Genomic DNA, 19,931 nt, shown 5'->3' with positions numbered 1-19,931 from the left:
CGATCCGGCCGGGTGCGGGATTTTTTTCACCGTTGGGGTGTTCGGTTTCGGTGTGTTGGGCGACATGCCGCGGATCGACGCACCGCCACGCCAACGACAGTGGGCGGTCGCCGCGCTCGGCGCGGTGCTCGCCGCAGCCAGCGTGGCGCACTTCCTGTTACACGACGACTACGAGCACCCGGTACGCGTCGCCGCAATGATCATCCCGACACTTGGGGTGTTCGGGTACGGGCTGTGGTTCTGGCTGCTCGCGTCGTCGGTGCCGCGTGGCGACGCGGTGGCCGTGTGGGCGGTCGGCGGCGCTGGCCTCGTGCTCGCGCTAGACCTGTGGGCGGTGTTGGCCGGCGCGTACGGCACGATCACGGTCCAGCACGTGGTGATCCAGCACGCGAGTTTCGGCGCGCTCGGCGGCGCGGTCGCGGGAACGTACGCGGAGCGAGACCGGTGGCGGGGGCGCTCTCGGGCGCGACTGATGGCGGCGCTTGACTCCGCGATGGACGGCATCGCAATGATCGACGACGCCGAGCAAACCGTCCAGTACGCCAACGCGTCGTTCACCGGCGGCACGGACGCGGAGCGCGTCCGCGGACAGTCCTGGCAGTCGCTGTACCCGTCCGAGAGCCACGGGCCGATCGCGGACGCACTCGTGGCCCTCGACGACGGCGACCAACAGCAGTGGCAGGGGATCGTGACGGCCTGCGGTGCGGACGGCACGACGTACCCACAGGAGCTCACGATGACCGCGGTCGCTGACGGCTACGTGTGGGTGTGTCGCGACGTGACCGACCGCCGCGACCACAGCCAGCGACTGCGCGTGCTCCGGCGCGTGCTCCGCCACGACACGCGAAACGCCCTGAACGTGGTGTTGGGGCGCGCCGACCGCATCGAGTCCAGGCTGGGCGACGAGGACGACACCGCGGGGCAGGCGACGCACGAACCGGATCTCGCCGCGATCCAGGACGCAGCGACGGGGTTGCTGGAGACCAGCGAGAAGTCGCGCGCGCTCGCCGATGCGCTCGCACGCGGCGACGCCGGCACGGAGTCGGTGGCCGACATCGTGCGCACGGAGGCGACGGCGGTTCGGGACGCCCACGCCGAGACCGCCGTCGTCGTGACCGTCGAGGCGGACGCGGCGGTCGACGAACGGCTGCGACTCGGGATCCGTGAGCTGCTGTCGAACGCCGCCGAGCACGCACCGACCGACGCCCCGCGCGTCGAGGTGTCGGTGACCGGCAACCCCCTGGCCGTTCGCGTCCACGACAACGGCCCTGGGATCCCGGAGGCGGAGCAGCGCGTGCTGTCCGGGCAAGCCGAAACGCCCCTGAAGCACAGCTCCGGGGTCGGGCTCTGGGTGGTCTACTGGATCGTCAGGCAGACCGGCGGCACCGTCAGCGTCGACGACGGCGATATCGTCATCACGCCGGCAACGCAGTGACCACCGGGGGCCGTGTCAGTCGGTCAGCGCGATCTCGTAGTCGGTGAGGTTCTCGTAGCCGTCCTCGGTGACGACGACGATGTCCTCGATGCGGACGCCGCCCTCGCCGGGCTCGTAGAGGCCGGGCTCGATGGTGATGACGTTGCCCGCGTGGAGTTCGTCGCCGCCCTGAGAGACGGCGGGCATCTCGTGGACGTCGAGACCGACGCCGTGGCCCGTGGAGTGGATGAACCCGGACTCGGTGTCGGGGTCAGCGAAGACGTTCGGGTAGCCGTGGTCGTCGAAGACGTCGATGACCGCCTGATTGACCGCCTCGCCGGTGACGCCCGGTTCGATGGCGTCCAGCGCAGCCTCGAAGGCCGCCCGGGTGACCGCGTAGCGCTCCCGGTGGGCGTCGCTCGGGTCGCCGTTGGCGAACGTCCGCGTCATGTCGCTGTGGTACTTCGAGTCCTTGCTCCGCGGGAAGATGTCGACGACGACAGGGTCGTCGGCGGGCAGCGGGCCGCTGCCGCGCTCGTGGGCGTCGGCGGCCTGCGCGCCGCCAGCCACGATGGTGTCGTCGAGCGCACAGCCGTGGCGCAGCAGCTCGATCTCGATCTCCTGGCGGACGTACTCGCTGGTCAGGGGCTGACCGTCGTCACGCACGAGGACGCCGTCCTCGCGGTCGGCGCCCCGGATGAGTTCCTCGGCGCGCGCCATCGCCGCCTCGTTCGCGCGCTGTGCCTCGCGGACGTGCTCGATTTCCGCCTCGGTTTTCGTCGCGCGGATGTCCTCGACGACGTTGTCCTCGTCCGGTTCCACGGTGATCTCGTGGTTGCGGAGCGCGTCCGCGGTGCCCACCGGGAAGCGCTCGCCGACCGCCAGCGACTCACAACCGAGGTCCGCGACGAACTCGGCGAGTACGCGCTCTTTGGCCGCCCGCGGGCCGTACTCCTCCCGTTTCGTCTGGAGGTCGTAGTCCGAGTGGCGGGCGACGACATCCGCGCGGGCCGCCTTGCTCGCGCGACCGTACTCCAACGGGGAGACGAGCACGCCGGTCTGCGCGGGCGTGTACACGGCGAAGAAGGGGTCCGGTGCGTCGAAGCCCGCGAGGTAGTAGAGGTCGGAGTTGCTGTCGTCGTCGTGGAAGGCGTAGCCGTCGACGCCGCTGTCCTCAAGGAACTCGTCGAGTTGCGAGAAGTCGGGGTCCATGCCCGGAACTGTTCGGGGCGACGCCTAAACGCTACCGCCTCCGGAACCGCCGCCCGCCCTCTGCCGCGACGGCGGTGCCGGCGCCGGAATCCTCATGCCGTGGGCCGCCCTCCTCGCCGGTATGCACGCGACAGTCTCGCCGTCCCGGGTACGGGGGCGGGCGCGCGCGCCGCCATCGAAGAGTTACACACACCGCGCGCTGCTCGCGGCGGGGTACGCGGACGGGGAGACGGTCGTCCGCGACCCGCTGGTGAGCGCGGACACCCGCGCGACGGCGCGGGCCGTTGGGCTGCTGGGCGGGGCGGCGGCACGCGAGAACGGCGACTGGGTCGTGACCGGGTTCGGGAGCCGGCCCGCAGTCCCGGACGCCGTCATCGACTGCGCGAACTCGGGGACGACGATGCGACTCGTGACGGCGGCGGCCGCGCTCGCCGACGGCACAACCGTCCTGACCGGGGACGCCTCGCTGCGCGCTCGCCCACAGGGGCCGCTGCTGGACGCGCTCTCGGGGCTCGGCGGGACGGCCCGCTCGACGCGCGGGAACGGGCAGGCACCGCTCGTCGTTGACGGCCCGGTTTCCGGCGGCAGCGTGGCGCTGCCCGGTGACGTCTCCTCGCAGTTCGTCACCGCGCTGCTGATGGCGGGGGCCGTGACCGAGACCGGCATCGAAACCGACCTGACGACCGAACTGAAGTCCGCGCCGTACGTCGACATCACGCTGGACGTGCTGGACGCGTTCGGCGTCAGCGCGAGCGAGACGGCCGCCGGCTACCGCGTGCCGGGCGGGCAGGCCTACGCCCCGTCGGGCGGCGAGTACGCCGTCCCCGGGGATTTCTCGTCGGCGTCGTACCTCCTGGCCGCGGGCGCGCTCGCCGCTGCGGACGGAGCGGCGGTCGTGGTGGAGGGGATGCACCCGAGCGCGCAAGGCGACGCCGCCATCGTCGACGTGCTCGAACGCATGGGTGCCGACATCGATTGGGACACTGAGTCGGGCGTGATAACGGTACAGCGGTCCGAGCTGTCCGGCGTCGAGGTCGGCGTCGCGGACACGCCGGACCTCCTGCCGACGATTGCGGTGTTGGGTGCCGCCGCGGACGGCACGACGCGCATCACGGACGCCGAGCACGTCCGGTACAAGGAGACCGACCGCGTGGCGGCGATGGCCGAATCCCTGTCGAAGCTGGGCGCGAGCGTCGAGGAGCGACCGGACGAACTCGTCGTTCACGGCGGCGACACCGAACTCTCGGGGGCGAGCGTCGACGGCCGCGGCGACCACCGGCTCGTGATGGCGCTCGCCGTCGCCGGGCTCGTCGCCGACGGCGAGACCACCATCGCGGGCAGCGAGCACGTCGACGTTTCCTTCCCCGACTTCTTCGAGGTGCTGGCGGGGCTCGGCGCGGACGCGGACGGCTGACACACCGGTCCCGCGAACGTCGGTGTGCTGTTCGTCGACGCGCTCGGCGACGCCCTCGTCGGCCGACATCTCGATGTCCGTGTCCGTCCGGGCGTCGTTGGCGTCCCCGTAGGAGAGCCCAGTTCGGAGGTCCATCGTGATCCGTCACAGTACAGGCCAGCGCGTTACTTAGTCGTGGCGGGTGCGGTGGGCGGGCTAGAGGGGCGGTGACTGCAAGTCATAAGCCCCTCGGCGCGTATGTTCAGCCAATGAACGGCAACCGGTTCGGGCGGCTGTTCGAGGTGACGACCTACGGCGAGAGCCACGGTCCGGGGATGGGCGTCGTGGTGTCGGGGTGTCCGGCTGGCGTGGCACTCGACGAACGGATGATCCAGGACGAACTCGACCGCCGGAAGCCCGGGCAGTCGATGATCACGACCTCCCGTGGGGAGCCCGATGAGGTCTCGATCCAGTCCGGGCTCCAGGACGGCTACACCACTGGCACGCCCATCGGGATGACCATCGAGAACAAGGACGCCGAGTCCGGCAAGTACGAACCGTTCGTGACCGCACCCCGCCCGTCCCACGGCGACTACACGTACTCCGCGAAGTTCGGGACGCGAAACTGGGGCGGCGGCGGCCGGTCGTCCGCCCGCGAGACCGTCAACTGGGTGGCGGCGGGCGCAGTGGCGAAAGCCGTGCTGGCGCAGTCTGACCACGACGTGCGGGTGAAAGCCCACGTCAACCAGATCGGGGAGATCGAAGCGCCGGACGTGTCCTTCGAGGACATCCGCGAACACAGCGAGGACAACGAGGTGCGGTGTGCGGACCCCGAGACCGCTGAACGGATGCGGGCGCTGATCGACGACTACCAGGAGCGCGGCGACTCCATCGGCGGGTCGATCTACTTCGAGGCGAGGGGTGTCCCGCGAGGGCTGGGCGCGCCGCGCTTCGACAGCGTGCCCGCGCGCCTCGGGCAGGCGCTGTTCGCGATCCCCGCGACGACCAGCGTGGAGTTCGGCCTCGGGCGGGACGCCCGCTCGGTGGCGGGCAAGCAGCGCAACGAGGACTGGACGGTCGCCGACGGCGACGAGGACCACGTCGTCGCCGACGAGGGCGACCCGATCCCCGCGGGCAACGACCACGGCGGCCTCCAGGGCGGCATCACGACCGGCGAACCGATCTACGGCGAGGCGTCCTGGCACGCGCCGACGTCGATCCCGAAAACCCAGGCAACCGTCGACTGGGAGACCGGCGAGGAGAAGGCGGTCACCGTGACCGGCCGCCACGACCCCTCGCTGCCGCCGCGTGCGGTGCCGGTCGTCGAATCGATGCTGTACTGCACGATCCTGGATTTCATGCTGCTGGGCGGCCGCATCAACCCCGACCGGCTGGACGGCCACCCCGGCCAGTACGACACCGACTACCACCCGAGCAGTCCGCGCAACGAGTGAGCGCGCCCACCAGTCGCTGCTGGCGCGTGTTCGCTCAATCGATCGCGAACTCGCCCCACTGTTGAAGCACAGCGACCCCGATCAGCGTCAACGCGAGCCCGCCGATCAGACCGGCGATGTTGCCAACCCCGACGGGGCTTGTCCACGCGGCCGACGCCCCGAGAAGCTCGCTGGCGGATGACCCCACGGTCAGCACGCCGAGGACCAATGCGGGAAGACCGATCGCACGCGGATTCTCCATAGACGGGTGTTCACCCCAGTCATCCAAAGGAATACCGGCGTGACACACGAGTCGTGTGCTGGCCGACTGTGGCAGAGTTCACACCGGCCGTGTGCTCACCGGCCGAGCGCCACTGTACTCGCGGGGCGTTCGCCAGCGAAGTTGCTTTCCGGGCGGCGCACCGACTGCCGGACGAATGGACGCCGCACAGGAGACCCGCCGGAATCCCTACGGGATGGACGAAGACTGCCGGAACTGCGCCGGCCTCTGTGACCAGCGCGAGCGCGTCGTGCACGGCTACGGCGACGTGGGCGCTGACTTCGTGTTCGTCGCGGAGTCACCGAGCGCCGCAAGCGAGGCCGCGGGCGTGCCGCTTGTCGGCGACGACGCCGGCGAGCGCTTCCAACACATCCTCGGCAGCGTCGGCCTGAACCACTCGCTCCCGTCGAGCACTGAGCCGGAGCTCGCGAACGCGTACGTGACCCTGCTGTCGCGGTGTCGCCACCCCGACCGGGAAGCCACCGCCGACGAACGCACGCGATGCGAGCCGTACCTCAACGCCGACATCCGGATGATCAACCCCGAGGTGCTGGTGCCCGTCGGCCAGCGCGCGCTCACCGAGCTCGGCAAGGAGTACACCACCACCCCGGCGGACAGCCTGGCTGTCACCGAGTTGCACGGCGACACGGTCCGCGGGCGCGGGTTCGAACTGGTCCCGATGATCCATCCCCGCGAGCAGTCGGACGCACAGACCGACGCGTGGATCAACTTCTTCCTGTCGTTCAAGGACACCGACTACCGCCAGACGAAAGGCCGGCGGTCGCGGTAGGCCACCCGTCCGGCTACCAGTACGGGGTTGTCGTGGTGGTCCCCATCACACCCACGCCGACCACGCCGGTGACGGTGGCGGCGGCGACCACCAGCGCCACCAGCGCCGCGATCGATGTCGAGACGGTCGTCGCCGCGGCCACCAGTGCGCCGCCGACCACGGCGCTGATCACAAGCACTGTTCCCCGCGCGAACACACCCACAGCGGTCACCATTACTGCGTGCTGTGTCGCCCCGCGTCTTAGCCGCCCCGGTCGACCCCGGACCGCGTCGTTCAAGCCACGCCAGCACCCACGCCATACTATGCCTGTCGCCGCCGTACTGGTTGACCCGCCACGCGATGGCCTGGTGTTGCCCACGCTGCCCGACGAAACGCCACTCTCGCCCAGTGAGGCCACCCGCCTCTACGAGGCGATGGTGGCCGACATCCTGCACGCGGTCGCGGAGAGCAACAGCGAGTTGCTCGTGAACTACCGCCCCGACGACCAGCTGCCCGACGCGGTGCCCGACGGCGACGCCGAATCGGAGGTGCGCGCGCTCGTCGACGACGCCCTGGACGACGACCAGCATGAAGCCGCGCGCGTGGAAGTGCAAGTCGGATCGTCGCGGTCGGCGCGGGTCGGCAACACGGTGACACACCTCCTGGAGAACGGCGGCGCGCAGTCGGTTGCCGTGATCGAGCCGGACGCGCCGACGCTGCTCCGGAAGGACATCGACAGCGCGGCGATGAAGCTCCGCCGCAGCGAGGTCGTGCTCGGGCCGGCGGACGGCGGTGACGTGTACTTCGCGGGATTCACCGAGCCCGTCGACTTCAAGCGCGCCCTGGAAGCGCCGGCCGTCGAGAACGTGAACGCGCGCGCCGTCGACGCCGGCTACGACGTTGACTTCCTCCCGGGGCGGCGACGCATCGGGTCCGCGAGAGCGCTGCAGACACTGGTGGCCGCGATCCGGGCGCGCCACGCGTCGGGGCGGCTGGTGCCCGCCCACACCACCGCGATCATCGAATCACTCGGGCTTCGGGTGGCGGCTGACGAGTCCGGGCTGCCGGCGCTGCGCCGAACGTAGCCCCCCCACCCCGGATTTCGAATGTTGGGCGTGCTGATTCGGTGGGGTGGGGTGGGGTGTGGGGACCACTGCAGGATGACAGCAAATAACATGGTGCGGGCGAACACCCCCACCCCGGATTTCGAGTGTTTCTCCAGAGCACAGTCCGGGGTCTACACGGTCGCGTCGTCGGCGTCCGCGATGGCCTCTTGGACCATCGTGGCGTCGACGTCCAACTCGTACTCGAAGAACTGGCCGCCACCACGGCCGTAGTTGCGGTCGTGCTGGCGCAGGAACCCCAACATCGACAGGTCGTTGAGGTGATCGTGAACGCTGCGCTGACTGAGCGGGTCGGAGGCGTACTCCGCGGCGATGTCGGCGTACACCTCGTACAGCTCCTTGGCACGCACTGGGGTGTCGTCCGCGATCGCGGTCTGTGTCACCGCCAACAGAACGTACTGCCCGTGGGTCGTCAGGTCCTTGATCGAGTCCTTGATGCGCCCCCGCTCCACGCGCCGAACTGCCGTCTCGACGTCGTCCTCGGTGACCGTCTCGCGTTCGTCCTCGATGGCCACGTTCACCGACTCGCGGAGCAGGTCGATGGCCTGGCGCGCACTCCCCCGGTCCCGGGCCGCAAGCGCCGCACACTGCGGGATCACGCCGCCCGTGAGCACGCCGCTGCTGAGCGCACGCTCGGCGCGGTCGTCGAGGATCGTGACCAACTCGTTGGCGTCGTAGGGTGGGAACTTGATCTCCCGCTCACAGAGCGTGTCCTGGACTTTCGGCGAGAGGTCGTTGCGGAACGTGTAATCGTTGGAGATGCCGACGACGGCGACCTGTGAGTCCTCGATGTTGCCGTTGGTCTTCGCGCGCGGGAGCTGGTACAGCAACATGTCGTCGTCGTCGAGGTTGTCGATCTCGTCGAGCACGATCAACACGGTGCCCTCGCGGGCTTCGATCTCGTCGAACAGCGCGTTCAGCACGTCGGAGGTGGACAGCCCGGTCGTGAGTGGGTCACTGTCGGTATCCCCACGCAACTCGTTCACGAGCGCGATGGCTGCCTGATACGACGACGGATGGTGGTGGCAGTTCACTTCGACGCTGGTGACGCTGTCGACGCCGTCCCGGTCGTCGGCCTCGTACTCCAGGGCGTCCATCATGTACCGCGTGACCGCGGTTTTCCCGACGCCGGTTTTCCCGTAGACGAAGACGTTATCAGGCTCCCAGCCGTCGACGACATCCTGGAGGGCGTTGGCGTACTGGTCGATCTCCTCGTCGCGTTCGCGGATCTCCTCGGGCTCGTAGTGGTCCTTGAGGACATCCTTGTTGGCGAACAGCTCGACGCGGTCCCGGAACGGCGTCTTCATCGCTTGCCGAGAGTTTCTACCCACCGTTTCATAACACTTTGGTTCTCGTGTTTCGGCTGTTTCGGGTGTTTCGTCGGGATCCGGACCACGGCAGTGCAAACCGATGACACGGTGTCACCGATCCCTGCCACCGTTGGGGGGTGGCCCCCGGAGCACACAGTCGAACATTTGCAGATCGGGGTGGGGGAGGGGGTGGGTGGGGTGTCCGCACCGCAAAACACTCGAAATACGGGGTGGGTGGGAGAGCCGACCCCGGGCTCGCCGGACAACGACAGTTTCAACCCTCCCCCCGTTCAATCGCGTCGTGTGCGGTGAGGTGGCAGAGCGGCCTATTGCGCCGGTCTTGAAAACCGGTGGCGTCACGCCTCCTGGGTTCGAATCCCAGCCTCACCGCTTCTCGACGTCTTTCGTGGGCAGTTACGGCACCACCGCCAACACGACGTGCTCCTCGCCCGTCGCAGCCCGAGCCACTCGCTTGACCCCGGCCGAGTCAGGTCGCGTGCCGCCCACAGCTGGCGAGCCGGCCGCACAGTCGCGCCCCGACCGCTACTGGGAACCGACTGTCGACCGAGCGGCCCTGTTCAATCCGGCCTGGGGTTCCGCCGACTAACACTTGAGACTTGGGGTGGGGGACCGCGACCAGCGGCCGGATTGAGAAACCGTTTTGAGGCCAGCGGCGGACCAAGGGAGTATGGCAGAGATGGAAGACCCCTCGGGGCGGGACTGGGTCCACGACCCGGACGGCGAGCACGGCAGCGAGGGCGGCCGCAAGTACGGGCTGGCGGTGCTCTCGAAGATGACCGTGGAGGGCGAAGACTTCCCACTGGACGCCGCCGAGTTCGTCGCGGAGTACGGTGAATACCCGGTTCGGCTCAACCACCAGACGGTCGTGTCGGTGGCGGACATCTTCGAGCATATCGACGCCGACGAGTTCGAGACGAAAGTCGGATTCCACAAGACCGTGGGTGCTGCGCTCCAGGACGCCGACTTCCTCGATTACCACCCCGACGCCTAACGGTCGCCGCGCGCTGGGCCACACGGGCCGGCCGGCCCCGCCACAGCCGCTGGGGTGCTACTGTGGATTGTAGGTGGCGTCTTCGAAGGCGGTGTCGTCGCGGGCGGCCCACGCCGTCATCTCGGAGGTTTCGGCCTGCACTTTCTCTTCGAGCAGGTTCACCGCGACCGAGTTTGCGCCCTCCGGGATGATGATGTCGGCGTGTCGTTTCGTCGGTTCGATGAACTGCTCGTGCATCGGCTTCACCGTCGAGAGATACTGGTCCATCACGCCTTCCAGTTCGCGGCCGCGCTCGACGACGTCGCGCTCGATGCGGCGCAGGATGCGAACGTCGGCGTCCGTTTCCACGTAGATGTGGAGATCAAGCATGTCGTTGACCGTCTCGTCGGAGAGCGCCAGAATCCCCTCCAGCACGATCACGTCCGTGGGTTCGACAACAACCCGGTCGGCCTTCCGGACGTGTCTCTCGAAGTCGTACTGGGGCATCTCGATCGACTGCCCGGACAGCAAGGCGTCGATGTGTGTGCGAAGCAGCTCCCACTCGAACGCCGACGGGTGGTCGTAGTTGGCGTTCGCGCGCTCCTCGAAGGGGCGGTCCGAGAGGTCCTCGTAGTAGTTGTCCAGCGGAATCAGCGTCGCCGACTCGCCCACGTTGTCGGTGATCTCGCGGGCGACCGTGGTTTTACCGGCACCCGTGCCTCCGGCGATGCCGATCGCGAACGACGGGATGGTCATTGACACAGCGAACGGCGGCGAGGCGTGTTGAATGCAGCGTTTTGCGGGCTGTACGCCCACCGCTGTCATGCCGGCGGCCCTGGGTCCACCACCGCCGCCCGTGCGTGGCTTTTACTACCGTGGTCTGCTATACCGACACATGAACGATGTGCGCCTCGAAGAGGCACTGTCAGCATCGCGCGCGACTGTCAGCGCGTCCGCGGCGGTGCCCGACGCCGCCACCACGCTTCGCGAGCACGACGCCACGGCTGCGGTGGTGCAACGCGCGGGCGACCTGGCGGGCGTGTTCACCGCCGACGCAGTCGTTGACGCCGTCGCCGACGGCCACGGGCTGGATTCGGTGACCGTCGCCGACGTGATGGCGGACACGCCGGTGTCGCTGTCGGTGGACGCGACGGTTGCGGACGCCATCGACGCCATGGCGCGCACCGGGGACGGGTGCGTGCTCGTCGTGGACGCCGACGCGGAGGCGATCGGTGTCGCGTCGGCCCAAGCGATCGCGGCGCTGGCGGCGACCAACGACCAGCGCCGCGGTTCCAGGCCGCCACTCGGCGGCCCCGGTCGGACACCGGTCGGTGCGTCCGGCGGCGCACCGGGCGATCCTCCCGAATCACGTGACGGCGACCCCACAACGGCGGGGGCGAACACGTACTCCGAGCAGGGCGTCTGTGAGCGCTGTGGCGGGCTCGCGGCGGCGCTCGGACGCGTCAACGGCCGGCTGCTGTGTACGGAATGTCGGTCGTTGTGAACGAGCCGCCTGCACGCACCTTTACTCGGTCCCGAGTACTGCCGTTCGGGGCGGCTGTCCGTACGGAAACGCATTTACAGGCACACGCAGTGGCTCCGATACATGGCGATACGGACCCTCGACGACCTGGCGGCGGCCAACCGCGCGATCGGGGTGCGCGTCGACATCAACAGCCCGCTGACGGCCGCCGGCGGGCTGGCCGACGACGCCCGCCTGCGCGCGCACGTCGACACGCTCGCCGAACTGCTGGCTGCGGACGCGCGCGTCGCCGTGCTCGCCCACCAGGGCCGACCGGGCGGCGACGAGTTCGCGCGCCTCGAACGCCATGCCGACCGCCTCGACGCGCTTCTCGATGCGCCCGTCTCCTACTGCGACGCGACGTTCTCCACGGGGGCACGCGACGCCGTCGCCGACCTCGCACCCGGCGAGGCGGTCGTGCTTGAGAACACCCGCTTCTACAGCGAGGAGTACATGGCGTTCGCCCCCGAGCGCGCGGCCGACACCGCGCTCGTCGATGGCCTCGCGCCGGCGCTGGACGCGTACGTGAACGACGCGTTCGCCGCCGCCCACCGCTCACAACCCTCCCTGGTCGGGTTCCCGGAAGTCCTCCCGTCCTACGCGGGGCGCGTGATGGAGGCCGAACTGGACGCACTCAGCGGCGTCGCCGACACGCCAACGCCACGCACGTACGTCGTCGGCGGCGCAAAAGTGCCGGACTCCGTGGAAGTCGCGGCACACGCCCTCTCCCACGGGCTCGCCGACAACGTACTCGTGACCGGCGTGGTGGCGAACGTCTTCCTGGCGGCCACCGGTGTCGATCTCGGCCGGGCGTCGACCGACTTCATCCACGAGCGCGACTACGGGACGGAGATCGCGCGCGCGGCCGACCTGCTCGCGGCGCACAACGACGCCCTCCACCTGCCCGTCGACGTGGCCGTCGAGCGCGACGGCGCGCGGTGTGAACTCTCCACCGACGCCCTGCCGCCGGCCGGCGACGAAGCCGTCTGTGACATCGGCAGCGACACCGTCGACGCGTACGCCGACGTGCTGGCGGACTCCGAAACCGTCGTGGTAAACGGGCCGGCCGGCGTCTTCGAGGACGACCTGTTCGCCGACGGGACGCGTGGCGTCTTCGACGCGGCGTCGGAAGTCGAGCACAGCATCGTGGGTGGCGGCGACACCGCGGCCGCGATCCGGCGCTTCGACATCACCGGCTTCGACCACGTGAGCACGGGCGGCGGTGCCGCGATCAACCTCCTGACCGACGCCGACCTGCCCGCGGTGGCGGCGCTGCGATGACGGTGCGGCCCGCCAGCGGCACGGACATCGACACCGTCGCGGAGCTATGGGTCCAACTGGCCGCCGAGCAACGCGCCCACGGCTCGCACCTGCTGGCCGCCGAAAACCACGCCCAAGCCCGCGACCTGATCGGGCAGTACGTCCACGCCGACGGTGTCGCTGTCACGACCCAGGCCGGACGCACGGTCGGGTTCGTGATGTTTCACACCGAAACCGGGTTCTACGAGACCGACCGCACCCGTGGCGTCATCGACAACCTCTACGTTGCGCCCGGGTTCCGGGGCGACGGCCGCGGGTCGGCGCTGCTCACGCACGCCGAGCGCGAACTCCGGTCGCGGGGCGCGGACGCGCTGGCGATCGAAGCGCTCGCGGACAACGCGGCCGCCCGCCGGCTGTACGAACGCCGCGGCTACGCCCCCCACCGGGTGACCTTCGAGCAGTCAGTCGAAAACGATACCCACTCAAAGGATGACCCGTAACATCCGGGTGCGCCAAGGGAGCTTGGGTGGTCCAAGCACTCGATTTGTAATCGAGAGTTCGTGGGTTCAAATCCCACCCTTGGCTTGATACGCTGTTGCTTGCGTGCGCCGTCGTGTCGGGTCAGACGTGCGGTTCGAACACGTCCCGGTGGAGGCGTTCGGCCACCGCATCGAGGATCGTCTGGAGGTTCTGCGTGTCGTACTGGTTGTACGTCACCAGGCGGTCGAGCGCGGCTTCATCGTTGTCTTCGGCGTAGCGACGCCACAGCCGGACCGCCTCCCGACCGTCAACGTCGTCGACCTCCGCACGGTCGACCCCGAGGTCGCGTTCGACCTGCTTCAGCCCGCCGGTGAGATCCAGGCGTCGGCACGGATACATCAGGTCCAGGTGGGGGCTGTCCAGTGAGAGATCGAAGTGGTGCTCGAGGAACGGGGCGTCGAAGCGTTTGCCGTTGAACGACGCCACCATGGGCGCGTCGAGCAAGGCCTGTAGGCGCTCGGCCGTGAGGTCGTCGCCGCGGACGAGCGTGGTGGTGTCGCCGCCGCGGTGGACGCTGACCGTGGTGACGACGCTGCTGTGCTGGTCGAGCCCGGTGGTTTCGATGTCGAAGAAGGCGACGTCGTCGGCGACGTTCTCGTAGAGCCGCCAGAGCTCGCCCGACGGCAGCGCGTCGGCGAAAAACGACGTGTTGCCGGCGTCGAGGGCGCGCTCGGCGGCGTCGATGAACGAGTAGATGTTCTCGGCGGTGGCGTCCCCGATGCCGGGGCCGTCGCCGTCGAAGTCAGTCCAGTGTGTGACGCCGTGTTGCCAGAGGCGGCGTTCGGTCCGCTCGCCGACGCCGGCGGCCGGCAGAAACGAGTTCTCCACGCGCATATCCACGGCCTGGGGTGGCTGGCACATAGGCAGCGCGGTCTCCGGGCGGGTACGTGGTGCCGAGCGTTCGGTATCGGGGGCGCACTCGCTGGTGGGTCGTCGAGTCGCCGCCGCGTGGCAGTGAAGTCGGTCAAAAGTGGCCGTGGGCAGCGGCCACCCGATGTCAGAGGCACGTCCACCGGACCTGCAAGCTGACCGGTGAACGTATGTCTGTTGTGCGGCGGACATAGTCAATCTTCCCCCTTCACAGTAAGGTGTGGTTTGTGGTGCCGTGTTAGCGATGTGTACTGCGTGCCCATCGCCGACGGCGCGGGCTTACGCGAGGGGCGCGTCGAGCGCACGCGCAACTGCGTCCTCGACCAGCCCTGCACGGACGAGATCGCCGACAGCAGCCATGTCATCAGCCAGCGCCCGGTCGCCGGCGACCGGCTCGGACACCTCGCGCACGAGGTCGTACGCCGCGGCTGTGCCCGCGCCGAGCGCGAGATCCGGATCGAGGAACTCCCGGCCTTGCGCGCCACACAGCAGCTCCACGCCAACCACGGTGGCGGCCTTCTCGACGGCCTCCCGGAGGTTGTACGCCGCCCCCGCGCTCATGCTCACGTGGTCCTCCTGTGCGCCCGACACCGACGCGTTGTCGAGTGTTGGCTGGCCGAGCGACCGCAGGTCGTTGACAAGCGACGCGGCCGTGTACTGCGGGATCATCAGCCCCGAGTGCAGCCCGCTGTCCGGGGCGAGGAACGGCTCCAGGTGTGGCTCCTGGGTTTCGGGGTTGAGCAGGCGGTCGGTGCGGCGCTCGCTGATCGCGGCGAGCTCGGCGAGCGCGCTGGCGGCGTATCCGAGGCGCAGCGCCAACACCTCGCCGTGGAAGTTCCCCCCGGAGACGACCGCCGCCCGGTCGGTGCCACTGGCCCGCGGCCCCACGCGGTCGCCGGCGAACACCAGCGGGTTGTCGGTCGCGCTGTTGAGCTCCGTCGCCACGGCCGCTCGGAGGTGGTCCAGCGCGTCCCGAACGGCCCCGTGGACCTGTGGCAGGCACCGAATCGAGTAGGCGTCCTGCACGCGGTCGCAGTCCCGGTGGTGGTCGAGAACCTCGCTGCCGGCGGTCAGGTTCCTGATGTGTCGCGCGCTCACCGCCTGCCCGTCGTGGGGGCGGACCTCGTGGATCGCGGGGGCACAGCTCGCCGTCGTGGACATCGTCACCTCCGTCGTGAGCGCGCCCGCGGTGTCCGCACTGCGGAGCACGCGCTCGGCGTCCACGAGCGCCAGCGCAGCCACCCCGGTGGTCAGTTGCGTGCCGTTGATCAGCGCGAGCCCCTCTTTGGCCTGCAGCGTCACCGGCTCCAGGTCGGCCGCCGCGAGCGCCTCGGCGGCGGGCATGCGTTCGCCCGCCACGTCGGCCTGCCCCTCGCCGATGAGCACGCGGCTCATGTGTGCCAGCGGCGCGAGGTCGCCGCTCGCACCGAGACTGCCCCGTGACGGCACCACGGGATGGACGCCCTCGTTCAGCAGCCCCACGAGCACGTCCAGGACGCGCTCGCGGATGCCCGAATACCCCTTCGCGAGCGCGTTCAGCCGCGTCACCAGGAGCGCGCGCACCGCCGCCGTGTCGAGCTCGCTGCCGGCACCGGCGGCGTGGCTGCGCACGAGGTTCGCCTGCAGGGCTTCCCGGTCGGCGGCGTCGATGCGGGTGTCGCTCATGGACCCGAAGCCGGTGTTCACGCCGTAGACCGCTTCGTCGCCGCCGAGCACGTCCACGATGCGCGCTCGCGACTCGCGCACCGCCTCTCGCGCGCCGGCGGCGATGCTGACGGGCGCGTCGTGTCGTGCAACCGCGTCGACGCCTGCCGGGGTCAGCGATTCGCCGTCGATGACGACGCCCTCGGTGGTCACGCCCCACCACCCCCGACGGCGACCGTGCCGTCCGCCAGCACGGCTTCGACGTTGTTCACACCGGGGTTGTACGGCAGGTGTACGTGGCTCGGGGCGTCCACGACGAGCACGTCCCCGTCGGTGCCTTCCCGGAGCGTGCCGGTGCCGTCCTGGCCGCGGTCGAGCGCGCTCGCGGCCCACGCGGTCGCGGCCAGCACCGCGTCCGCGGGCGCCATCCGCATCCCGTTGCACGCCAGGGACACGACGAACCCCATGCTGTGGGTGTAACAGTTCGGGTTCAGGTCGGTGCCGAGCGCGACCGGCGCGCCCGTGCGGTTGTCGGCTGCCGCCAGGAACTGCTGTGGGTCGGCGTACGCTTCGTCCAGCACGAACGCCGTCGCGGGGAGCAACACGGGCGTCACGCCGGCGTCGGCGAGGGCGGCGGCGTCCTCGGGCGTGGCGTGCAGGAGGTGGTCGGCGCTGGTCGCCCCGAGGTCGGCGGCGAGCTGCGCGCCCCCCAGTCGGGTGAACTCCTCGGCGTGAAGCTTCGGCGCGAGTCCGTGCTCGCGGCCGGCATCGAGGATCCGGCGGGACTGCTCGACGGTGAACACGTCCGCCTCGCAGAACACGTCGCAGAACCTCGCAGGGCCGTTGGCGGCCGCCGGGAGCTGGTCGGCGATCACCGCGTCGACGTAGGCGTCGGCGTCGGTGTCGTCGGGCACGGCGTGCGCGCCGAGGAACGTGGTCACCACGTCGACGGGGTGCTCGGCGGCGGCGGCCGCGATGGCGTCGAGCATGCGACACTCCGTCTCCGTGTCCAGCCCGTAGCCGGTCTTCACCTCGGCCGTGGTGGTGCCGTGGGCGAGCATCACGTCGAGTTGCGCGGTGAGGTTCGCCACCAGGGCGGCGTCGCTGGCCGCGCGCACGGCGTCAACCGTCCGAAGGATGCCACCGCCCTCGGCGAGGATCTCCTGGTAGGGCTTGCCGCGGAGCTTCGCGGCGAACTCGTCGCTGCGGTCGCCCGCGAACAGGGCGTGCGTGTGCGGGTCAACGAACCCAGGGAGCACGGTCTTCCCGGTGGCGTCGATCGCCGTGGTGGCGTTCTCGGCGGGGTACGCCGCGAGCACGTCCGCGGTGTCCCCGACCGCGGCGACCGCGCCGTCGACGACCGCAACCGCGCCGTCGGCGTGCGTTTCGAGCGTGTCCCCACCCGCAGCGGGGCCGACGACCAACTCGCGCGCGCCGTGCACGACCGCGTCGAGGCTGCTCATTGCGCCCCCGCGAGGAAATGCGCGATCGTCCGTGCGGCGGCGTCGACGGTCCGCCCGCCGGTGTCGAGGGTGGGTGCCGTTTCGACGAGTTCGAACCCGCGGATGCGGTCGTCGCTGGCGGCCAACGCCTCCACCAGCGCGAACAGCTCCCGGGGCTGGATGCCGCCCGGTGTCGGCGCGCTCGCACCCGGGTAGGCGGCGTCGAGCACGTCGATGTCCACGCTCACGTAGACGTGATCCACGCCGTCGAGGGCCTCGCGCGCGACGTCCAGGCTGCCGTCGCGGTCAGCGGCGACGGCGTCGCTCGTGACGATGCGGCCGCCCTGCTCGCGAAGGAACTCGGCGTACGCGGTGGTGGTCTCGAAGTGGCGCGCGCCGACGACAGCAAGCGCGTCCAGTCCGGCGTCGAACAGCTGTCGGTACGGCGTCCCGCTGGTCGGGCCACGGTCACCGACCGCCCGGCAGTCGAGGTGCGCGTCGACGCTCACGACACCGACCGCGCCGTTGTCCGCCGCGACGAGGGGCGCGACGTTCGCGTACGACAGGGAGTTGTCGCCGCCGACGAACACCGGCAGCGCCGCCGTTTCGTGGACCTCGGCGGCGGCTTCGCGGACCGCCGCCTGTGTGTCGGCCACGTCGCCGTCGGGGAGCACGACGTCACCGAGGTCCGCCACCCCGGAGACGGCCCCCGCGTCGAAATGGTGGGTTTTCACGCCCGCCAGCGACTCCCGGATCGCGGACGGCCCGTCGCGCGCCCCCCGACGGCCGATCACTGCGCCGTCGTACGGCTCGCCGACGAGGACGGCGTCGTAGTCGTCGGCGTCACTGGGTGTCGGTACCGGCTCGACGACGCCCCCGAACTGCTCGTCCCGGGGATCGGTGCTCGTGGGCGTCCAGTCGGTCGCGTTCTGGAACATCACTGCTCACGCTCCGCGTCCCGCATCGGAACCGTAACCCCGGACGCTGCAGCCTCCACGAGCGCGTCCGCGTAGCCGGCGTCGGCGTGCCGGATCACGCCCATCCCGGGGTCGGTGGTGAACACCCGCCGCGCCGTCTCGGCGGCGGCGTCCGAGCCGTCGAGCACCACGTGGTTGTTGGTGTGCAGTGAGTTTCCGATCCCCACACCGCCGCCGTTGTGGACGCTGACGATGTCGGCGCCCGCCGCCGTGTTGAGGAGTGCGTTCAGGATCGGCCAGTCGGCGACGGCGTCCGTGCCGTCCCGCATGGCCTCGGTTTCGCGGTTGGGGCTGGCGACGCTGCCGGCGTCGAGGTGGTCGCGGGTGACGACGATCGGGGCCTCGATCTCGCCGCTATCGACGAGCTCGTTGATCCGAACCGCGAACCGGGCGCGCTCGGTGAGGTCGTCGTCCGCGGCGCAGTAGCCAAGCCAGCACACCCGACTGGGCAGCCCCTGGAACTGGACGTGTTCCTGCGCGAGGTCGATCCACCGGTGCAGGTCGTCTTTCTCCGGGAACAGCTCCGTGACGGCCCGGTCAGTGCGGTGGATGTCAGCGGGGTTCCCGGACAGCGCCACCCACCGGAACGGCCCCTTCCCGCGGCAGAACAACGGCCGGATGTACGCCGGCACGAACCCCGGGAAGTCGAACGGGTCGTGGGACTCCCCCGCGGTTGTCGTCACGTCACCGCGGTGGGCGGCGACCTGCCCACGGATGTTGTTCCCGTACTCGAAGGCGACCGCGCCCGCGTCCTGCATCGCGAGGACGGCGGCGACGTGGCGCGCCATCGTGTCCATCGACGCCTCGCGGTACGCGTCGGGGTCCTCCTCCCGCAGCTCGTCGGCGTCCGCGACGGTGTACCCGCTCGGGTAGTAGCCCGCCAGTTCGTCGTGCGCGCTCGTCTGGTCGGTGACCACGTCCGGCACGAAGTCGCGGTCGAGCATCCCCTCCAGCACGTCCGCTGCGTTGCCGTGAACGCCGACGCTGTAGGGGTCGCCCGCCTCCGCGGCTGCTGTCGCGCGCTCGATGGCCTCGCCGAGGTCGTCGGTTCTCTCCATGCAGTAGCCGGTCTCGATGCGGCGGTCGATGCGGGCCTCGTCGACCTCGGCGGCGATGCAGACGCCGTGGTTCATCGTGACCGCCAGCGGCTGCGCGCCACCCATCCCTCCGAGGCCGGCGGTCGCGACGATCTTCCCGCGGAGGCCGTCGTTGTCGGGGTAGTGGTCGCGGGCCAGCTCCGCAAGCGTCTCGAAGGTGCCCTGGATGATCCCCTGCGTGCCGATGTACGCCCACGAGCCCGCGGTCATCTGGCCGTACATGATCTTGCCCTCGGCCTCCAGTTCGTGGAACTGCTCCCAGTCGGCCCAGTTGCCGACCAGGTTCGAGTTCGCGATGAGCACGCTGGGCGCGCGCTCGTGGGTTTCGAAGACCCCCACCGGTTTCCCGGACTGCACGAGCAGCGTCTCGGCGTCCGCAAGCGTTCGGAGTTCGTCGAGGATGGCGTCGTAGGCGTCCCACGACCGGGCGGCCTGTCCGGTGCCGCCGTAGACAACGAGGTTCTCGGGGTCCTCTGCCACCTCGGGGTCGAGGTTGTTGTTCAGCATGCGCAACGCGGCTTCCTGTCGCCAGCCCTCGCACTCGATGTCGGTGCCGGTCGGTGCGCCCCGATAGGCCTGCCACTCGGCGGACGGCTCGCTCGTCTCCGCCGCCGCGCTTGGTGTGTCCATACAGTACACTCGGCGCGCGTGAT

At 70.0% G+C, this 19,931-nt stretch carries 19 protein-coding genes and 2 tRNA genes; 11 read left to right on the top strand and 10 right to left on the bottom strand.

What is annotated here, in order from left to right; translation table 11 throughout:
• Nucleotides 1–64 precede the first annotated feature (64 nt).
• Complete coding sequence (locus tag ACOZ32_RS10200; protein WP_235263008.1) at nucleotides 65–1,435, top strand: PAS domain-containing protein; 1,371 nt, start codon at nucleotides 65–67, stop codon at nucleotides 1,433–1,435.
• A gap of 15 nt (nucleotides 1,436–1,450) precedes the next feature.
• Here the strand turns inward: ACOZ32_RS10200 and ACOZ32_RS10195 are convergent, their stop codons facing one another.
• Entirely contained in the window at nucleotides 1,451–2,626 is a 1,176-nt protein-coding gene (locus ACOZ32_RS10195) for a M24 family metallopeptidase (protein ID WP_424335197.1), read from the bottom strand.
• Nucleotides 2,627–2,747: 121 nt separating this feature from the next.
• Here ACOZ32_RS10195 and aroA point away from each other — a divergent pair, with 121 nt between their 5' ends.
• Complete coding sequence (gene aroA / locus ACOZ32_RS10190; RefSeq protein ID WP_424335196.1) at nucleotides 2,748–4,040, top strand: 3-phosphoshikimate 1-carboxyvinyltransferase; 1,293 nt, start codon at nucleotides 2,748–2,750, stop codon at nucleotides 4,038–4,040.
• Between the two features lie 248 nt (nucleotides 4,041–4,288).
• On the top strand, nucleotides 4,289–5,473 hold the full coding sequence (gene aroC / locus ACOZ32_RS10185; protein WP_235157819.1) for a chorismate synthase: 1,185 nt from the start codon (nucleotides 4,289–4,291) through the stop codon (nucleotides 5,471–5,473).
• 34 nt (nucleotides 5,474–5,507) lie between these two features.
• Here aroC and ACOZ32_RS10180 read toward each other — a convergent pair whose 3' ends face one another.
• Nucleotides 5,508–5,714, bottom strand: a complete 207-nt coding sequence (locus ACOZ32_RS10180; protein ID WP_338416911.1) for a hypothetical protein — start codon at nucleotides 5,712–5,714, stop codon at nucleotides 5,508–5,510.
• A 175-nt stretch (nucleotides 5,715–5,889) separates the two neighbouring features.
• On the opposite strand from ACOZ32_RS10180, the gene ACOZ32_RS10175 reads away from it, so the two are divergent.
• Nucleotides 5,890–6,522, top strand: coding sequence for a uracil-DNA glycosylase (locus tag ACOZ32_RS10175; RefSeq protein WP_424335195.1), 633 nt, complete (start codon nucleotides 5,890–5,892; stop codon nucleotides 6,520–6,522).
• Nucleotides 6,523–6,535: 13 nt separating this feature from the next.
• Here ACOZ32_RS10175 and ACOZ32_RS10170 read toward each other — a convergent pair whose 3' ends face one another.
• Nucleotides 6,536–6,736 (bottom strand): hypothetical protein, encoded by a 201-nt coding sequence (locus ACOZ32_RS10170; RefSeq protein WP_424335194.1) that lies wholly within the window; start codon nucleotides 6,734–6,736, stop codon nucleotides 6,536–6,538.
• Between the two features lie 88 nt (nucleotides 6,737–6,824).
• On the opposite strand from ACOZ32_RS10170, the gene ACOZ32_RS10165 reads away from it, so the two are divergent.
• Nucleotides 6,825–7,586: a DUF2064 domain-containing protein gene (locus ACOZ32_RS10165; protein ID WP_010902885.1), complete on the top strand. Its 762-nt coding sequence runs from the start codon at nucleotides 6,825–6,827 to the stop codon at nucleotides 7,584–7,586.
• A 152-nt stretch (nucleotides 7,587–7,738) separates the two neighbouring features.
• On the opposite strand, the gene orc8 is transcribed toward ACOZ32_RS10165, so the two are convergent.
• The gene (gene orc8, locus ACOZ32_RS10160; protein ID WP_010902884.1) at nucleotides 7,739–8,932 is read right to left on the bottom strand and encodes a DNA replication protein Orc8; all 1,194 of its coding nucleotides are present in this window, start codon (nucleotides 8,930–8,932) and stop codon (nucleotides 7,739–7,741) included.
• 310 nt (nucleotides 8,933–9,242) lie between these two features.
• On the opposite strand from orc8, the gene ACOZ32_RS10155 reads away from it, so the two are divergent.
• A tRNA-Ser gene (locus ACOZ32_RS10155) sits at nucleotides 9,243–9,325 on the top strand.
• A 298-nt stretch (nucleotides 9,326–9,623) separates the two neighbouring features.
• Nucleotides 9,624–9,947: a DUF5785 family protein gene (locus ACOZ32_RS10150; RefSeq protein WP_010902883.1), complete on the top strand. Its 324-nt coding sequence runs from the start codon at nucleotides 9,624–9,626 to the stop codon at nucleotides 9,945–9,947.
• A gap of 57 nt (nucleotides 9,948–10,004) precedes the next feature.
• Here ACOZ32_RS10150 and udk read toward each other — a convergent pair whose 3' ends face one another.
• Entirely contained in the window at nucleotides 10,005–10,682 is a 678-nt protein-coding gene (gene udk, locus ACOZ32_RS10145) for a uridine kinase (RefSeq protein WP_012289294.1), read from the bottom strand.
• 139 nt (nucleotides 10,683–10,821) lie between these two features.
• Here udk and ACOZ32_RS10140 point away from each other — a divergent pair, with 139 nt between their 5' ends.
• The 4 genes from ACOZ32_RS10140 (at nucleotide 10,822) to ACOZ32_RS10125 (ending at nucleotide 13,293) form a co-directional block, all read left to right on the top strand.
• On the top strand, nucleotides 10,822–11,430 hold the full coding sequence (locus tag ACOZ32_RS10140) for a CBS domain-containing protein (RefSeq protein ID WP_424335193.1): 609 nt from the start codon (nucleotides 10,822–10,824) through the stop codon (nucleotides 11,428–11,430).
• A 102-nt stretch (nucleotides 11,431–11,532) separates the two neighbouring features.
• Nucleotides 11,533–12,729 carry a phosphoglycerate kinase gene (locus tag ACOZ32_RS10135; RefSeq protein WP_010902880.1) on the top strand — a complete coding sequence of 399 codons (1,197 nt, stop codon included), beginning with the start codon at nucleotides 11,533–11,535 and terminating at the stop codon, nucleotides 12,727–12,729.
• Nucleotides 12,726–13,208 carry a GNAT family N-acetyltransferase gene (locus ACOZ32_RS10130; protein ID WP_136361430.1) on the top strand — a complete coding sequence of 161 codons (483 nt, stop codon included), beginning with the start codon at nucleotides 12,726–12,728 and terminating at the stop codon, nucleotides 13,206–13,208. The genes ACOZ32_RS10135 and ACOZ32_RS10130 overlap by 4 nt, the downstream gene beginning before the upstream one ends.
• Nucleotides 13,209–13,219: 11 nt before the next feature.
• A tRNA-Thr gene (locus ACOZ32_RS10125) sits at nucleotides 13,220–13,293 on the top strand.
• A 36-nt stretch (nucleotides 13,294–13,329) separates the two neighbouring features.
• Here the strand turns inward: ACOZ32_RS10125 and ACOZ32_RS10120 are convergent.
• The 5 genes from ACOZ32_RS10120 to hutU all read right to left on the bottom strand — a co-directional run bounded on the left by ACOZ32_RS10120 (nucleotide 13,330) and on the right by hutU (nucleotide 19,908).
• Nucleotides 13,330–14,082 carry a ribonuclease H-like domain-containing protein gene (locus tag ACOZ32_RS10120; protein ID WP_424335192.1) on the bottom strand — a complete coding sequence of 251 codons (753 nt, stop codon included), beginning with the start codon at nucleotides 14,080–14,082 and terminating at the stop codon, nucleotides 13,330–13,332.
• Between the two features lie 315 nt (nucleotides 14,083–14,397).
• Nucleotides 14,398–15,975: a histidine ammonia-lyase gene (gene hutH, locus ACOZ32_RS10115; RefSeq protein ID WP_424335191.1), complete on the bottom strand. Its 1,578-nt coding sequence runs from the start codon at nucleotides 15,973–15,975 to the stop codon at nucleotides 14,398–14,400.
• Entirely contained in the window at nucleotides 15,972–17,225 is a 1,254-nt protein-coding gene (gene hutI / locus ACOZ32_RS10110) for an imidazolonepropionase (RefSeq protein ID WP_424335190.1), read from the bottom strand. Before hutI ends, hutH begins: the two co-directional genes overlap by 4 nt.
• Complete coding sequence (gene hutG, locus ACOZ32_RS10105; protein ID WP_424335189.1) at nucleotides 17,222–18,142, bottom strand: formimidoylglutamase; 921 nt, start codon at nucleotides 18,140–18,142, stop codon at nucleotides 17,222–17,224. Before hutG ends, hutI begins: the two co-directional genes overlap by 4 nt.
• Nucleotides 18,142–19,908, bottom strand: a complete 1,767-nt coding sequence (hutU, locus tag ACOZ32_RS10100; RefSeq protein WP_424335188.1) for a urocanate hydratase — start codon at nucleotides 19,906–19,908, stop codon at nucleotides 18,142–18,144. Before hutU ends, hutG begins: the two co-directional genes overlap by 1 nt.
• Nucleotides 19,909–19,931: the final 23 nt, after the last annotated feature.

Source organism: Halobacterium sp. MBLA0001, from assembly GCF_049705385.1.
GTDB lineage: Archaea > Halobacteriota > Halobacteria > Halobacteriales > Halobacteriaceae > Halobacterium > Halobacterium salinarum.
This window is presented reverse-complemented; position numbering and strand designations above follow the sequence as displayed.

Bases quoted from the DNA above. Each gene is read 5' to 3' on its own strand.
- ACOZ32_RS10200 (WP_235263008.1), top strand. From the start codon at position 65: ATGCCGCGGATCGACGCACCGCCACGCCAACGACAGTGGGCGGTCGCC.
- ACOZ32_RS10195 (WP_424335197.1), bottom strand. From the start codon at position 2,626: ATGGACCCCGACTTCTCGCAACTCGACGAGTTCCTTGAGGACAGCGGC.
- aroA (WP_424335196.1), top strand. From the start codon at position 2,748: ATGCACGCGACAGTCTCGCCGTCCCGGGTACGGGGGCGGGCGCGCGCG.
- aroC (WP_235157819.1), top strand. From the start codon at position 4,289: ATGAACGGCAACCGGTTCGGGCGGCTGTTCGAGGTGACGACCTACGGC.
- ACOZ32_RS10180 (WP_338416911.1), bottom strand. From the start codon at position 5,714: ATGGAGAATCCGCGTGCGATCGGTCTTCCCGCATTGGTCCTCGGCGTG.
- ACOZ32_RS10175 (WP_424335195.1), top strand. From the start codon at position 5,890: ATGGACGCCGCACAGGAGACCCGCCGGAATCCCTACGGGATGGACGAA.
- ACOZ32_RS10170 (WP_424335194.1), bottom strand. From the start codon at position 6,736: ATGGTGACCGCTGTGGGTGTGTTCGCGCGGGGAACAGTGCTTGTGATC.
- ACOZ32_RS10165 (WP_010902885.1), top strand. From the start codon at position 6,825: ATGCCTGTCGCCGCCGTACTGGTTGACCCGCCACGCGATGGCCTGGTG.
- orc8 (WP_010902884.1), bottom strand. From the start codon at position 8,932: ATGAAGACGCCGTTCCGGGACCGCGTCGAGCTGTTCGCCAACAAGGAT.
- ACOZ32_RS10150 (WP_010902883.1), top strand. From the start codon at position 9,624: ATGGCAGAGATGGAAGACCCCTCGGGGCGGGACTGGGTCCACGACCCG.
- udk (WP_012289294.1), bottom strand. From the start codon at position 10,682: ATGACCATCCCGTCGTTCGCGATCGGCATCGCCGGAGGCACGGGTGCC.
- ACOZ32_RS10140 (WP_424335193.1), top strand. From the start codon at position 10,822: ATGAACGATGTGCGCCTCGAAGAGGCACTGTCAGCATCGCGCGCGACT.
- ACOZ32_RS10135 (WP_010902880.1), top strand. From the start codon at position 11,533: ATGGCGATACGGACCCTCGACGACCTGGCGGCGGCCAACCGCGCGATC.
- ACOZ32_RS10130 (WP_136361430.1), top strand. From the start codon at position 12,726: ATGACGGTGCGGCCCGCCAGCGGCACGGACATCGACACCGTCGCGGAG.
- ACOZ32_RS10120 (WP_424335192.1), bottom strand. From the start codon at position 14,082: ATGCGCGTGGAGAACTCGTTTCTGCCGGCCGCCGGCGTCGGCGAGCGG.
- hutI (WP_424335190.1), bottom strand. From the start codon at position 17,225: ATGAGCAGCCTCGACGCGGTCGTGCACGGCGCGCGCGAGTTGGTCGTC.
- hutG (WP_424335189.1), bottom strand. From the start codon at position 18,142: ATGTTCCAGAACGCGACCGACTGGACGCCCACGAGCACCGATCCCCGG.
- hutU (WP_424335188.1), bottom strand. From the start codon at position 19,908: ATGGACACACCAAGCGCGGCGGCGGAGACGAGCGAGCCGTCCGCCGAG.